At 31.0% G+C, this 15,542-nt stretch carries 12 protein-coding genes; 9 read left to right on the forward strand and 3 right to left on the reverse strand.

Annotation, left to right across the window (positions count from 1 at the left end; translation table 11 throughout):
- Positions 1 to 92: 92 nt before the first annotated feature.
- Positions 93 to 2,009: a S9 family peptidase gene (locus ACUXZJ_RS01990; protein WP_063743351.1), complete on the forward strand. Its 1,917-nt coding sequence runs from the start codon at positions 93 to 95 to the stop codon at positions 2,007 to 2,009.
- Between the two features lie 57 nt (positions 2,010 to 2,066).
- Here ACUXZJ_RS01990 and glmS read toward each other — a convergent pair whose 3' ends face one another.
- The 3 genes from glmS to ACUXZJ_RS02005 are packed head-to-tail and all read right to left on the reverse strand — an operon-like array spanning position 2,067 to position 6,364.
- Positions 2,067 to 3,914: a glutamine--fructose-6-phosphate transaminase (isomerizing) gene (gene glmS / locus ACUXZJ_RS01995; RefSeq protein ID WP_060381519.1), complete on the reverse strand. Its 1,848-nt coding sequence runs from the start codon at positions 3,912 to 3,914 to the stop codon at positions 2,067 to 2,069.
- Position 3,915: 1 nt separating this feature from the next.
- Entirely contained in the window at positions 3,916 to 5,550 is a 1,635-nt protein-coding gene (locus ACUXZJ_RS02000; RefSeq protein WP_446195658.1) for a DUF4270 domain-containing protein, read from the reverse strand.
- Positions 5,551 to 5,554: 4 nt separating this feature from the next.
- The gene (locus ACUXZJ_RS02005) at positions 5,555 to 6,364 is read right to left on the reverse strand and encodes a glycogen/starch synthase (protein ID WP_060381517.1); all 810 of its coding nucleotides are present in this window, start codon (positions 6,362 to 6,364) and stop codon (positions 5,555 to 5,557) included.
- A gap of 107 nt (positions 6,365 to 6,471) precedes the next feature.
- On the opposite strand from ACUXZJ_RS02005, the gene panC reads away from it, so the two are divergent.
- The 8 genes from panC (at position 6,472) to ACUXZJ_RS02045 (ending at position 15,512) form a co-directional block, all read left to right on the forward strand.
- Positions 6,472 to 7,320 (forward strand): pantoate--beta-alanine ligase, encoded by an 849-nt coding sequence (gene panC, locus ACUXZJ_RS02010; protein ID WP_060381516.1) that lies wholly within the window; start codon positions 6,472 to 6,474, stop codon positions 7,318 to 7,320.
- 14 nt (positions 7,321 to 7,334) lie between these two features.
- Positions 7,335 to 7,685, forward strand: coding sequence for an aspartate 1-decarboxylase (gene panD / locus ACUXZJ_RS02015; protein ID WP_060381515.1), 351 nt, complete (start codon positions 7,335 to 7,337; stop codon positions 7,683 to 7,685).
- 1 nt (position 7,686) lies between these two features.
- Positions 7,687 to 8,649, forward strand: a complete 963-nt coding sequence (locus tag ACUXZJ_RS02020) for a lysylphosphatidylglycerol synthase transmembrane domain-containing protein (protein WP_060381514.1) — start codon at positions 7,687 to 7,689, stop codon at positions 8,647 to 8,649.
- Between the two features lie 123 nt (positions 8,650 to 8,772).
- Positions 8,773 to 10,038, forward strand: coding sequence for an alpha/beta hydrolase (locus ACUXZJ_RS02025; protein ID WP_060381513.1), 1,266 nt, complete (start codon positions 8,773 to 8,775; stop codon positions 10,036 to 10,038).
- 6 nt (positions 10,039 to 10,044) lie between these two features.
- Positions 10,045 to 11,406: a DNA repair protein RadA gene (radA, locus tag ACUXZJ_RS02030; RefSeq protein WP_060381512.1), complete on the forward strand. Its 1,362-nt coding sequence runs from the start codon at positions 10,045 to 10,047 to the stop codon at positions 11,404 to 11,406.
- Positions 11,407 to 11,417: 11 nt separating this feature from the next.
- A complete protein-coding gene (locus tag ACUXZJ_RS02035) occupies positions 11,418 to 11,819 on the forward strand; it encodes a hypothetical protein (protein ID WP_060381511.1) in 402 nt (133 codons plus the stop codon).
- Between the two features lie 37 nt (positions 11,820 to 11,856).
- Entirely contained in the window at positions 11,857 to 13,824 is a 1,968-nt protein-coding gene (locus ACUXZJ_RS02040) for a transglycosylase domain-containing protein (protein WP_060381510.1), read from the forward strand.
- A gap of 65 nt (positions 13,825 to 13,889) precedes the next feature.
- Positions 13,890 to 15,512, forward strand: a complete 1,623-nt coding sequence (locus ACUXZJ_RS02045; protein ID WP_060381509.1) for a DUF4139 domain-containing protein — start codon at positions 13,890 to 13,892, stop codon at positions 15,510 to 15,512.
- Positions 15,513 to 15,542: the final 30 nt, after the last annotated feature.

A 15,542-nucleotide genomic window follows, 5' to 3' on the forward strand; every position in this document is an offset into this window, starting at 1 on the left:
TTGATAATTAACCCAACCCCCAACCAAAAAGCTATCTCTAAGAGATAGCTTTTTTTTTAATAAAATCATTATTTTAGCAAAAAAGATCAAAAATGAAAAAACTAGCGCTATTAAGCGTAACGCTTATGAGTATTAATTCTGGAATCGCACAAAACATCATGACTCCTGATTTATTATGGAAATTAGGTCGTGTAACACCTCTTGGAGTATCAAAAGATGGAAAAAATATTATTTATAAAGTAGCTACCCCATCTATTGAGGAAAACAAATCTACTAGTAAATTTTATAGCATTTCTATTACAGGTGGTAATGCCAGTGAAATTAAAGAGTACACAGAATTGATAAAAAACAAGAACATTTCTCCTGATGGAATGTACTTACTTTCTGATAAAGAAGTTAAAATAACTCCTGTATTAGGAAAAGATTTTTACCCAGAATTATCTCTGTCAGATGCTCAAGTTTATGACGGTCTTGATTATCGTCATTGGGATACTTGGCGAGATGGCACATACAATCATGTCTTCTTTGGCGGAGTACCTGCACCTAATGTACGTTTGGCTCCAGCTATAGACATTATGGAAGGAGAACCTTATGATGCTCCACAAAAACCATTTGGTGGTGATGAAGATTATATTTGGTCTCCTGATAGTAAAAACATCATCTATGTCTGTAAAAAAAAGACTGGAACGGCTTATGCAACCAGTACTAACACTGATTTATACCAATATAATATTGAAACTAAACAAACTGTAAATCTTACACCTAATAATCCGGGTTATGACACACATCCTGATTTTTCACCAAACGGTGATCTTACTTGGCTACAGATGAAACAAGATGGTTACGAAGCTGATAAAAATGATATTATTGTAAAACATAAAGGAATTGAAATAAACCTAACTGCTAACTGGGATGGAACTGTAGAGAGTTTTAAATGGAGTAAAGATGGAAAAAAAATCTATTTTATTGCTCCTATAGATGGCACAAAGCAATTATTTGAAGTAAACTTTCCAGGATTGACCAAAATAGCTATTGGAGTTAAACAAATTACCAATGGTGATTTTGACATAACGCAGATTATAGATTTTACACCTGATCAAATTCTTTTGATGAGAAATGACATCAATCATGCTTCTGAAATTTATTCTTATCATTTAAAAAACAAATCTTGGAATCAGATAACTCATGTTAATACAGAAATTTATAAAAATTTAAATTTATGTAAAACAGAGAGACGTTACGTAACCACTACAGATGGTAAAAAAATGTTGGTTTGGATTATACTTCCACCAAATTTTGATGCTACAAAAAAATACCCTACTCTATTATACTGCCAAGGAGGACCACAAAGTGCCTTAACTCAATATTATTCTTTTCGTTGGAATTTTCAAACAATTGCATCACAAGGCTATATAGTAGTTGCTCCAAACCGTAGAGGAATGCCTGGTCATGGTGTAAAATGGAATGAACAAATTAGCAAAGATTGGGGTGGTCAAGTAATGGATGATTATTTATCAGCTATTGACGATATAACAAAAGAATCTTATGTAGACAAAACCCGATTAGGTGCTGTAGGTGCAAGCTATGGTGGGTACTCAGTATTTTACTTAGCGGGAATTCACAACAATCGTTTTAAAACATTTATTTCACATTGTGGTATCTTTAACACCCAAAGTATGTATGGAACTACAGAAGAAGTGTTCTTTACAAACTGGGATTCAGGAGGGGCTTATTGGGAAAAGAATAACATTGTTGCACAAAAAACGTACAACGATTTTAACCCAATTCATTTAATTAATAACTGGACTACTCCTATTCTTATTATACAAGGAGGAAAAGACTATAGAGTTCCGTTAGGACAAGGTCAAGAAGCTTTTCAAGCAGCTCAATTAAAAGGAATAAAAAGTCGTTTTTTACATTTTCCAGAAGAAAACCACTGGGTTTTAAAACCACAAAACGCATTGGTATGGCAACGCGAATTTTTTAAATGGCTTAAAGAAACACTATAAAAATAAAAGCGGTAGTCTCTAAAACAAGACTACCGCTTTTTTATTATATACGTATAATTATTCTACTGTAACTGATTTAGCTAAGTTTCTTGGCTGATCTACATTACAACCTCTTAGTACTGCTATATGGTATGACAATAACTGCAAAGGAATAGTTGTTAATAATGGTGATAAAGCGTCTGAACATTCTGGAATTTCAATAACGTGATCTGCTAAAGAGCGCACTTGTTCATCTCCTTTAGTTACTACGGCAATTATTTTACCACTACGGGATTTAATTTCTTGGATATTACTTACCACTTTATCATAGTGTCCTTGTTTAGGTGCAATAACAATTACAGGCATGTGCTCATCTATCAATGCAATAGGACCATGCTTCATTTCCGCTGCTGGATAGCCTTCAGCATGTATATAAGAAATTTCTTTTAGTTTTAAAGCACCTTCTAAAGCCACTGGAAAATTGTACCCTCTACCTAAGTACAAACAATTGGTAGCTTCTTTATAAACCTCCGCTATTTCTTTTGAAACTTCATTTGTTAACAATGTTTCTTCTACTTTTTCTGGCATTGCCTCTAATTCAGATAAATAACGATGGTAATCTGATTTTGACAAGCTTCCTTTTGCTTTAGCCAAACGTAAAGCAATCATGGTTAAAACCGTAATTTGTGTAGTAAATGCTTTTGTGGAAGCTACCCCAATTTCTGGTCCTGCATGTGTATAAGCTCCAGCGTGAGACTCTCTAGAGATAGAAGATCCAACTACGTTGCAAACTCCAAATACAAACGCTCCTTTTTCTTTTGCTAATTTGATGGCTGCTAAAGTATCTGCTGTTTCTCCTGATTGAGAGATTGCAATTACAACATCTTTATCGCTAATGATAGGATTTCTATAACGGAACTCAGAGGCATATTCTACTTCTACTGGAATGCGAGCAAACTCTTCAAAAATATATTCTGCTACTAGACCTGCATGCCATGAAGTACCACAAGCAACTATTAGGATTCTATTGGCATTTGTAAATTTCTCTAAATTATCTTCAACACCAGCCATTTTAATGATTCCTTCATTAGAGTACAAACGTCCTCTATAAGTATCTTTTATTACGTTAGGTTGTTCATAAATTTCTTTTAACATGAAATGATCATACCCTCCTTTTTCAATCTGTTCTAAGTTCATTTTTAGTTCTTGAACATAAGGATGTACTAATGAATCATCTTTAATTTTTCTTACTTTTAATCCTTTTTTCAAACGAATAATAGCCATTTCTTCGTCTTCTAAATAGATTGCGTTTGAAGTGTACTCAATAAAAGGAGAAGCATCTGAAGCTATAAAAAATTCGTTTTCAGCTACTCCAATAGCTAAAGGACTACCTAGTCTAGCTACTACTATCTCATTGGGTTTTTTCTTGTCAAAAACACAAATTGCATAGGCTCCTACTACTTGATTCAAAGCAATTTGTACTGCTTTCCCTAATTTTATATTTTCTTGTTTTTGAACTTCTTCTATCAGATTAACTAATACTTCTGTATCTGTATCTGAATGAAAAACATAACCTCTGTTAATTAATTCTTTTTTTAAGGGTTCATAATTTTCAATAATTCCATTATGAACAATAACCAGGTCTCCAGAATTAGAAGTATGAGGATGCGAATTTACATCATTTGGAACTCCGTGTGTAGCCCAACGTGTATGACCAATACCTATGGTTCCACTTAATGTTATTTCTGTTTTAGATTTTTCTTCTAGATCAGAAACTTTTCCTTTGGTTTTAGATAATTTTATGTCTTCTCCATCATACAGTACCAAACCAGCACTATCATAACCTCTATATTCTAATCTTTTTAACCCTTTTACTACAATAGGATAAGCTTCTCTATATCCTATATATCCTACAATTCCACACATATTAATTTCGTTTAGTATAGCTTATTTTAAATTGAACTTTATTATCTCCTTGCATTCCTCCTAAAACAACACCTAAAGGGCTTATTACTGCAGTTGAAGGAATACTTTTTAAAATATTTGTTGTGTTTTTTAATGCACTTATAGCCGATAATCCCTGTGCTTCAGGCGTTATATAAATACTTTCGGCAATAGCAAGACCTAACTTTACATTGGTATAAGTGCCTGTTTTATCATTTATAATCTGATTAATATGATCCGTTAATCGAATACGATACATATATTTATCATTTACTTTTTGTAATATACCTCCGTGAACATATTTATCCTTTTTAGGAACATTAGTTAGCTTGGTAATATCATTTGTATAATCTAACAATGATCTTGTTTTTTCTGCATTAAACAAGTATAAACGCATTGGATTAAGGTAATAAAAAGACTTATTACTACTGCTTAGCGAGTTTACAAAATTTGGATCAACAGTAAAATACAAACTAGCATCATTAACGAGTGCTCCTTTATTTTTTAAATCATCAATTAAAGCTTGGTCTATTTTGATTTCTGCTATTGATCCTTGACCACCTTTTAAGAATAAATTATCCGTTGGTGTATTGGATGAAAGAGCACTTGCATAAATAGCCGACTTATTATGTTTTAAAATATTTAAATTATTTCCCGTCATTTTAAGAACGAAGGTTTTCATTTCTTTTCCTTTATTATCCGTTCTATCTTGTTTGTAATAAATTGTTACATCTCCTTTCTTAAAATCTAGCCCCATCATTGTGCCTTCGTTTCTAGATACTCTAAATGTCAAACCTTTATAATAATTTACAAAAGCATTATTGTTTGTTAAATATCTTGAATCAGCTTTTATGATATTATTTTCAAAATGAGATTTATCTAGGTGTAAACGTATACGAGGAGAAAAACGTTCTCCTACATTCCCTGGATTATCTTTTATAGGTAATAACTTTTGTGTTAGATCATCTACTTTTGGCTTTTCAAACTCAGCTTGATTGGGTTTAAAATTAGTGTTTTCATTTGGATTAGCAGCATTATTTAATTTTTCTCCTACTACTACATCTAATACACTTTCTTGATCTGAATAATATTTTCCATTTTTGGTAATATCATTTATATCATAATCATTTAAAGCAAAATTATTACGAAAGACCTCTAAATTGAAAGCAGGCAACTTATCTGTTTTAAAATCTGTGTAATAATCTTTTGTATTAGTATAAATAGAATCTAGTCTATAAGTTCCTTTTCCATTAACATCAGTACTTAATTTAGTACTAAAATAAGGCACTGAAAGCACCACACTATCTACTTCAATTCCTGTTCCAAATACTGGTGCTGCTGTTGCTAATTGTAATTGAGTAACAAAAGAAGCAGTTGTCTCTCCAAAATAATCATTCTTTAACAATCCTAAATGATTTACAGAAAGATTATTAGACTGAACTGCGCCTAAATCTAGATCATTAATAGTTATACTACTTGATTTATCCTCACCTGCCAAAAAAGTAAAAGTTTCATCTCCAACTAAATCAGCCCCTAATGTATTATAATCTTGATCGCAAGACAATAAAAAACCGAATAGCAAAACTATTGATTTTTTTGCAAAAGTATTGAAATTCATTTTATTAACCTAATATTTGAGTTTTATAAAATTCTGTATAAGCTTCTGCGAATACATCTTTTGAGGCGAAAGGTAAAAAAGGTTTTTTAGAAGATTCTATAAATTTTGTTAAATTTGGCGATATTTCTTCAGACCCCATCACAACCCCGTCAGAATGGTTAATAGCAACCATCATCAAATTTTCATAGGTTGGGTTATCTAATTCTTGAATTGCTTCTTGTGGCACACCATCAAATTGAACCTTTTTAGAAATTTGTGCATCTAATATTCCTTCATAACCATCCTTAAAGATAGATGTGACTATTTTAGTTTCGGAAAACAAAGCATCGTCTTTATAATAATGTCTCATATAAATAGGCAATAACGAAGCCATCCATCCTTGAACATGAATAATATCTGGAACCCAATTTAATTTCTTTACAGTTTCTACAACTCCTTTTGCAAAGAAAATGGCACGCTCATCGTTATCTTCAAACAACACGCCTTCTTCATCCGTAAAAGTAGACTTGCGTTTAAAATACTCATCATTGTCTATAAAGTACACCTGAATACGTTCCTTAGGTATTGAAGCAACTTTAATAATCAGAGGCATATCAACATCATTTACCACTAAATTCATTCCTGAAAGCCTAATTACTTCATGTAATTGATGCCTTCTTTCATTTACATTTCCATAACGTGGCATAAAAATTCTAATTTGCCCGCCTTGATCGTTAATCATTTTTGGTAAATCAAACGACATCAAAGAGACCTCATTTTCAGGCAAATAGGGCACTAATTCGGATGATACATACAATATCCTTTTATCCTCCATCTTTACTTTACTGTTTTGTTTATTGGACACAAATCCACGCAAAATTACAAATTTTTACGGAGATAACGACTAAAATAGTAATTTTGCACTTATTTTAAGAATTTTATATGCCTTTATTTACTCAAAAAAGCGAATTAAAAAGACATTTAGATACTTTTTTAAATCCAAAAAAGACAATTGGTTTTGTTCCTACTATGGGAGCTTTGCACCAAGGACACTTGTCATTGGTAGAAGAAGCTTTAAATTATAACGATCTTGCAGTTGTAAGTATTTTCGTAAACCCAACTCAATTTAACAACCAAGAAGATCTTGATAAATATCCTCGAACTTTAGAAGAGGACTTAAGCAAGATTAACACCTTCAACCCTAACATCATTGTTTATGCCCCTACTATTGAGGACATATATGAAGGCAATACTGTATCTACTCATTTTGAATATGACGGTTTAGAATTTGAAATGGAAGGCAAACACAGACCTGGTCATTTTGATGGTGTAGGAACTATTGTTAAAAAATTATTTGAAATTATTAATCCTACAAATGCTTATTTTGGAGAAAAAGATTTTCAACAATTACAAATTGTTAAAAAATTAGTCAAAAACTATAACATCCCTGTAAACATTGTAGGTTGTGCTATTTATCGAGAAGCAAATGGTCTTGCCATGAGTTCAAGAAATCAACGTTTATCTCTACAAGAAAAAGCAGAAGCCTCTTTTATTTTTGAAACACTAACTGCTGTCAAAAACAATTTTTACAATCAATCCCCTGAAAGTTTAACAAGATGGGTACAGACAGAATTTTCAAAACAATCTTTATTTGATTTAGAATATTTTGAAATAGCAGAAGAAGAAACTTTAAAAACTTGTAGGGAGAAATTACCAAACAAAGTTTACCGTGCTTTTATAGCTGTTTTTGTAAACAATATACGTTTAATTGACAACATTTCACTAAAATAATATAACTTTGTGCCATGCGAATTGAAGTTGTAAAATCAAAAATTCACCGAGTTAAAGTAACAGGTGCCGATTTAAATTATATCGGAAGTATAACTATTGACGAAGTTTTAATGGAAGCCGCCAATATTTTTGAAGGCGAAAAGGTATCTATTGTTAATGTCAACAATGGAGAACGCTTAGAAACCTATGCTATCAAGGGACCTAAAAACAGTGGTGAAATTACGTTAAATGGACCTGCTGCGCGTAAAGTACATCAAGGAGATATTATTATTATTATTTCGTACGGAAGCATAGAGATTAGTGAAGCCAAAAACTTCAAACCTTCTATTGTATTTCCTAATGAAGAAAACAATTCATTAGAATAACGTGAGTAGCAAAATACGCTCTTATGCTAGTTTGATCATTCCATTACTATTAGGTGCTGGATTGACTTACTATACATATAATTCATTTACCGAAAAGCAAATTGCTCAAATGAAATTGTACTTTACAACGGCTAATTATAGTTTCGTTACAATTTCTTTATTTATAGCTATTTTGGGTTGTATTTTTAGAGCTTATCGTTGGAAATATGCACTACAAGAAATAGGGGTAAAACCCAATTTCAAACTTAATTTCTTGGCAGTTTGTATAGGCTATTTCGTAAATTTAACAATTCCTAGATCAGGTGAATTTTCTAGAGCATTACTCCTAAAAAAATACCAAGATGTCCCTTTTGATAAAGCTTTTGGAACGATCATAGCTGAGCGAATTGTTGATCTAATTTTTCTCTTATTATTTGTATTCAGCGCCTTAATATTAGAAATAAATACGTTAAAAAGTTTTTTACTTACCTATATCCCTATCGAAAAACTAATTATACTTTTAATCATAGGATTTATATTAGGCGTTAGTTTTTTATTATTGTACAGCTATTCTAATTGGAAGTACATCCTCCTTTTTAAGTCAAAAATTGCAGGTTTAAAAGAAGGTATTTTTAGTTTATTATACATGCCTAATAAATGGCGTTTTTTATTTTTTACTTTTCTAATCTGGTTTTCCTATGTACTAATGTTCTATATTACCGTATTTGCATTAGAAGCTACCAGCACAATTAATTTTGGAACAATACTTGTCGCTTTCGTAATAGGAGGACTAACCATGTCATTTACTAACGGTGGATTTGGCTTTTTCCCTGTTTTGATAGCAAAAATTTTAGTCTTATATAAAATCCCTATAGAAGCAGGAAATGCTTTTGGATGGATTGTTTGGACATCTCAACTTTTAATTACAATTCTTCTAGGCATCTTTTCATTTTCCGTTTTACCAATTGTTACTAAAAAAAAATAATTTAGTAACTTGCTTCACCAACTAAACAGATGATTTTTTTATAAATTTTAGCCTATAACAAACTATTTACACAATTAAAGGCAATTTTATAATATGAAGACATTATAAATAAAATACACAGATATGAAAAATTTTATATGGGCGTTTGCCTTCTTTTGTTCATTGAATCTATTTTCTCAGACAACAGTAGACCACTTTTTCTCTGCAAAACTTAATACAAAAAGAGATATTACAGTTAAGTTACCTACCTCTTATAGCACTAATCCAGAACGTAGTTATCCTATGATATTGGTACTTGATGGAGAATTTTTATTCCCATCATTTGAAAGTACTTTACGTTATGGTAATTATTGGGATGATCTACCAGAAGTAATATTAGTTGGTATTAATCAAAATAAAAACAACGAACGTTATGATGATTCACAATTTGATCCAGCAGAAGGTTTACCAACAAAGAAAGGTGCTGATTTTTTTGAATTTATAGGTGCTGAACTTTTACCTCATCTAGAAAAAAAATACCGATTAGCTCCTTTTCGTATAATAGCGGGTATGGATGTAACAGCTGGTTTTTTAAATGCTTTTTTATACAAAGAAAACCCTTTGTTTGATGGTTACATCTCTATTAGTCCAGAACTAGCAAATGGAATGGAGGGAATGGTAGCACAAAGACTTTCAGAAACAAAAAAACCTATTTTTTACTACCAAGCAACCTCTGATGGTGACTTAAAAAAATTTCAAAAAAACATTAAAACATTAGATAAAAACATACAAACCATCAAAAATGATTTTCTAAATTACAAGTTTGATGACTTCAAAAGATTAGCTCATTACGGAATAGCCCCCAACGCTATCCCTAGTGCTCTTTATCAGTTTTTTGAAATATATCAACCTATTACCGCTATGGAATATCAAGATAACATTAGTCCTTTAAAAGAAGGCTATGTAGATTATCTTAACAAAAAATATGACGCAATAGAAAAATCATTAGGATTAAAAACCAAGATCCGTTTTAGTGATATGAAAGCCATTGAAACAGCTATTAAAAAAAATGAAGCTTGGTATGAATATGAACTTTTAGCTCAGATTTCAGGTCAACAATATGAAAAAACAATGTTGTATGAGTATCACATGGGAATGTATTGGGAAAAAAGAGGTGAAATAAAAAAAGCCTTAAAATTTTATCAAGATTCTTTTAATAAAACAGAAATTGGAGACATTACGAAGGATTTCATGATGAATAAAGCGGAAGAACTTAAAACCAAACTTCCTAAAAAGAATAAAATGAAAGGTGGTAAAGCAAAAGATCAAAAAACAGAAGAAAATATTTTAGAAACACCTTCTGAAACATCAACCGAACCACTAAAAGAAGAAAGTAAAAAAGAGAATTAATACCCAATGGCCAAAATAAAAACCTCTTTTTTTTGTCAAAGTTGCGGCAGTCAATTTGCTAAATGGCAAGGACAATGTACATCTTGTAAAGAATGGAATACTTTAGTTGAAGAAATTGTTCAAAAAGAAGAAAAAATTACTTGGAAAACCGAGTCTCCTACTCATAAAAGAGTACCAAAGCCTCTTTTAGTTCATGAAATTGATTCTACGGAAGAAATTAGAATGAATACAACTGATGGGGAATTAAACCGCGTTTTAGGTGGTGGATTAGTTCCAGGTTCGCTAACCTTATTAGGAGGTGAACCTGGTATTGGTAAGAGTACTTTATTACTTCAAATATCTCTTAAATTACCTTATAAAACGCTATATGTTTCAGGTGAAGAAAGCCAGAAACAGATAAAAATGCGAGCAGAACGAATTACCACCGAAAATGATAATTGTTATATATTAACAGAAACCAAAACTCAAAACATTTTTAGGCAAATTGAAACGATTGAACCCGATGTGGTTATAATAGACTCCATACAAACTTTACAAACGGATTATATAGAATCTTCAGCAGGCAGTATTTCTCAAATTAAAGAATGTACCGCAGAGCTTATTAAATTTGCTAAAGAAACCAATACACCTGTTATTCTAATTGGTCATATAACAAAAGACGGCACCATTGCAGGACCTAAGATCTTAGAGCACATGGTAGACACCGTATTACAATTTGAAGGAGATCGAAATCATATTTATCGCATTTTACGATCACTCAAAAACCGTTTTGGCTCTACATCAGAACTAGGCATTTATGAAATGCTTGGATCAGGGCTTAGAGAAGTCAGTAATCCTTCTGAAATATTAATATCTCATAAAAATGAAGAATTATCAGGCACCGCTATAGCCACAACCATGGAAGGTATGCGCCCTCTAATGATTGAAATACAAGCACTCGTTTCTACAGCCGTATATGGTACACCCCAAAGAAGTACTACGGGTTATAATGCCAAAAGACTCAATATGATACTTGCTGTTTTAGAAAAAAGAGCAGGCTTCCGATTAGGGTCTAAAGACGTTTTTTTAAATATTACAGGCGGAATTACAGTAGATGATCCAGCCATTGATCTAGCTGTTGTGGCTGCTATACTTTCTTCCAACGAAGATATTTCAGTAGGAAAAGATATGTGTTTTGCAGGAGAAGTAGGCTTGTCAGGAGAAATACGCCCCGTTAATAGAATTGATCAACGAATACAAGAAGCGGAAAAACTTGGTTTTTCAACCATATTTGTATCTAAATATAGTAAAATATCATTGAAAAATCATCAAATAGCAATAAAGCTAGTTGCCAAAATTGAAGATGTAATCAGTGAATTATTTGGATAAACAAAAAACCTATGAAATCATTGAATGAAATCCTCCAAACTGTACAAACTTATCATGAATTAGGCAAAACTATAGCTGCTGCCAAATACGTTAGTAAAACATTTGACATTATACACCCTAATTTTGAAGGATTTGAACTCAGAGAGAAAGCAGTCCCTAAATCTATACTAATGACTACAGAAGGTGTATTTGGAAAACCTCAAAAAATACGGATTCCTGATAATACTTTTGGGTTCAAACTCATCTTCAATCTTATAACACATGAAATGATTTTTCATAAAACCTATCCTCAAATACCTAATCCTGCCCATAATCAACAACTTTTTTTTGACAACAAAGCAATAGAATACTATAACCGCATGGAACAGGAAGGCCCTCTTCAAAAAAAATATGCAGCACAAAAAAAGAAATAGAAAATTTTATAGCTTCATTACCCCAATAACCTGATTTATGAAAACAAAAAAGCAATGGCTATTTTTATTTATTAAAATATTACCTATTCTACTAATCTTATTCATAGGAATTGTATATTTTTTCCGTGATACCTTATTAGAACAAGCTATTTTAAAAACTCAAAATAAATTTGAAACGGATTATGAAACAACTTTTCAAATAGGTAAAGCTTCTTTTACAGGTACTTCTAGTATTGTCTTAGAAGATATTCAAATACTTCCTTTGAATAAAGACACTTTAGTATCTGTTAAAAAGATTGAAACGGAAATCAGTCTTTTAAAAATCATCACAGGAGATTTACAACTTCAAAATTTAAAAATTGAAAAAGGTTTTATTCAGCTAGTAAAAAACGAAAAAGGAACCAATTTTAGTGCCTTTCTAAAAAAAGACAAATCGGAAGAAATAAATACTGGAAAGCGAAATTATGCACAACTTGTTAATCGTATTTTAACCAAAATACTCAATCTTATACCTACTCAAATGCGTTTACAAAATTTAGCCCTTCGCATACAAGATATGGATAAAAAACTAACTTTTCAAATGCAGAATCTTTCTTTAGAAGGTGAAAAATTAAACACTCAAATACAAATTACAACAGATCATTTTTCTCAAAAATGGAATCTACAAGGATATGCTAATGCTCGCAAAAAACAAACGGATTTATTAATTCAATCAGCCGATACAACTCAAATAACACTTCCTTATTTACAGGAAAAATGGGGACTCAAAACAGGTTTTGACAAAATTCGATTAAAAGTAGATCAAATTGATATGAATTTTGGAGAATTAACCATTAATGGATTAGCCTCTATAAACAATCTTACCATTAATCATCCTAAAATAGCCTCTAAAGATGTAGTTGTTAAAGAAGCTGAGTTTGATTATCAATTTGTATTAGGAAGTAATTTTATTTCGCTCAGTCAGAACTCATTAGCCAGACTTAATAAAATAAAGGTAAAACCTTATTTAGAATATAATACAGCCCAAGATACACTTTATAAAATCAAATTAGATTTAGAAAAAATTAAAGCGCAAGATTTTATCACCTCACTACCTACTGGTCTATTTAGCCATTTTGAAGGAATGCAAGCAAATGGTGACTTTGATTATCATTTAAACTTTCAAATAAATAGTAACAAACCACATCAATTAATTTTTGATAGTAAATTAAATAAAAACAACCTGCAAATTTTAAAGTATGGACAGGCTAATTTAGAAAAGTTAAATTCTGAATTTGAATACAGAGCTATTGAAAATGGAGTTCCTCAACGTCCTATTTGGATAGGGAATACGAATCCTCACTACACTCCTTTTGACTCTATTCCTTCTTATCTAAAAAATGCTGTCTTAACAAGTGAAGATCCCTCTTTTTTTAGACATCGAGGATTTATTACTGAAGCTTTTAAACAATCTATCACGAAAAATATACGTACTAAACGTTTTGCAAGAGGTGCCAGTACGATAAGTATGCAATTAGTGAAAAATGTTTTTTTAACTCGCGAAAAAACATTATCTCGAAAATTAGAAGAAATATTATTAGTTTATATTTTAGAGAATAACCAGATTACTTCTAAACAAAGAATGCTAGAAGTCTATTTTAATATCATAGAATGGGGACCTAATATTTATGGTATAAGTGAAGCTGCTGAATTTTATTTTCAGAAAAAACCGCAACAAATGAGCTTAAATGAGTGTTTATTTCTAGCTTCTATAGTTCCTAAACCTAAAAAGTTTATGTATCAATTTAACGAAATTGGAAAACAAAAATCAGGTGCTGAAAGGCATCAAAAATTCATAAAAAATCTAATGTTAAAAAGAGGTTTAATAACCTCTGAAGATACCATTGGTCAATCCGTTCCTATATATATATCAGGAAAAGCAAGAAATTTGTTACGTATTAAAACACCAAAAGACACAACTCGTTTAGATAGTTTGACAATTATTGAAAAAAAGATTTTTCAATAGTTTTTTATTTAATTTCAAAGCTTTTGCACTAAATTGTACTCTTATAAAGTATAAACTTTCATATTATGCAAAAGATTCTTATAAAATTCATTTTATTGACTTCTGCTTTTGCTTGGGCACAAAATCCTATTTTTACCCAAGCAAAAATAAAAGAAGCAACAGTTTATTTTAATTCAGCTGAAATAATACAACAAGCTAATATTCCTTTAACCAATGGTACTCATGAGGTCGTGGTTAAAAACGTAGCGAATTATTTAAATGAAAATTCAATTCAAATAAGCACCCCATCTCACGTTACTATTCTATCTATACAATTTACTAATGATTATATTTCCGAGTACGATACAAATGAAAATTCTCCTGAAATAAAAAGAGTAAAAGATAGTATCTCTTTACTAAAAAAAGAACTAAATAAAGTAACAAACATTCGAATTTCAGAACAAAAAACAATTGAGCTTTTAGATAAAAACCAACAAGTTTTTGGTCAAAATTCAGGTTTAAGTGTTCTAGAACTTTCCAAAATGGTTGAGTATTACAAATTAAAACGAACCGAAACTAGTAACACCATCAATGTTCTTGAAGAAAGAGAAAAAAAGTTACTCGAACGATTAAATCATTTGAATACTAAACTTGAAACCAACAATTTAAAAAACGAAAAAACCACAACAGGTAAATTGGTTTTACAACTTATGAATACTTCTGCCGGAAATATTCCTCTAGAAATTTCATATATAACACCCAATGCTAGTTGGATTCCTTTTTATGATCTTCGTACAGAAAACATAAAAGATAATATTAACTTGATTTACAAAGCACAAGTTTATCAAAATACTGGACTTGATTGGAAAAAAATAAAACTTACATTATCTTCTGGAAATCCCAATCAAAATAATCAGGCACCAATCTTAAATAGCTGGTTTCTTACCTATGGATATCCTAATTATGGATCTCAACAAAAAAAAGGAGTCATGAATCAATTACAAAGTAGAATAGCAGATGTACAAATAAATACAATAGACGCGGAATCAGCTCAAGCCGCTCCTTCTTCTATAAGCAATTACACAAATATTGTAGAAAATCAATTACAAACTTCTTTTGAAATAGACATTCCGTATGACATTTTATCTAATGGTAAAGCTCATAGTGTTTCGCTAAAAGATTTTAAAATACCTGCTTCGTTTAAATACTATGCTGCACCAAAAATAGAAAAAGAAGCTTTTTTAATGGCCGAAATAAAAGATTATACAAAATACAACCTGTTAGCAGGCGAGGCAAATATTATTTTTGAAGGTTTATATGTCGGAAAAACTTTTATTAATCCGAATCAAACATCAGATACACTTAACCTAAGTATGGGACGAGACAAAAAGGTATCTATTAAAAGAGAAAAAGTAATGGAGCAATCAGGTATACGTTTTTTATCTTCTAAAAAAGAACAAACATTTACCTATGACATCGTCATTAAAAACAATAAAAAAGAGACTATTTATATGCTTCTAAAAGATCAATACCCTCTTTCAACTGACAAAGAAATAGAAATTGAACTTACAGAAAGAAATGGAGCAAAAGTAAACCCAGAAACGGGGATTTTAACATGGGATCTTCAATTAAAACCTAACGAAATTCAAAAAATACGAATACGTTATATTGTTAAATATCCTAAAGATAAAATAATCAGTAATTTGTAATTTTGTAAAAAGGCTATCCCAAATACTATA

Source organism: Flavobacterium sp. TN-1 (assembly GCF_052828645.1).

Bases quoted from the DNA above. Each gene is read 5' to 3' on its own strand.
- ACUXZJ_RS01990 (WP_063743351.1), top strand. From the start codon at position 93: ATGAAAAAACTAGCGCTATTAAGCGTAACGCTTATGAGTATTAATTCT.
- glmS (WP_060381519.1), bottom strand. From the start codon at position 3,914: ATGTGTGGAATTGTAGGATATATAGGATATAGAGAAGCTTATCCTATT.
- ACUXZJ_RS02000 (WP_446195658.1), bottom strand. From the start codon at position 5,550: ATGAATTTCAATACTTTTGCAAAAAAATCAATAGTTTTGCTATTCGGT.
- ACUXZJ_RS02005 (WP_060381517.1), bottom strand. From the start codon at position 6,364: ATGGAGGATAAAAGGATATTGTATGTATCATCCGAATTAGTGCCCTAT.
- panC (WP_060381516.1), top strand. From the start codon at position 6,472: ATGCCTTTATTTACTCAAAAAAGCGAATTAAAAAGACATTTAGATACT.
- panD (WP_060381515.1), top strand. From the start codon at position 7,335: ATGCGAATTGAAGTTGTAAAATCAAAAATTCACCGAGTTAAAGTAACA.
- ACUXZJ_RS02025 (WP_060381513.1), top strand. From the start codon at position 8,773: ATGAAAAATTTTATATGGGCGTTTGCCTTCTTTTGTTCATTGAATCTA.
- radA (WP_060381512.1), top strand. From the start codon at position 10,045: ATGGCCAAAATAAAAACCTCTTTTTTTTGTCAAAGTTGCGGCAGTCAA.
- ACUXZJ_RS02035 (WP_060381511.1), top strand. From the start codon at position 11,418: ATGAAATCATTGAATGAAATCCTCCAAACTGTACAAACTTATCATGAA.
- ACUXZJ_RS02040 (WP_060381510.1), top strand. From the start codon at position 11,857: ATGAAAACAAAAAAGCAATGGCTATTTTTATTTATTAAAATATTACCT.
- ACUXZJ_RS02045 (WP_060381509.1), top strand. From the start codon at position 13,890: ATGCAAAAGATTCTTATAAAATTCATTTTATTGACTTCTGCTTTTGCT.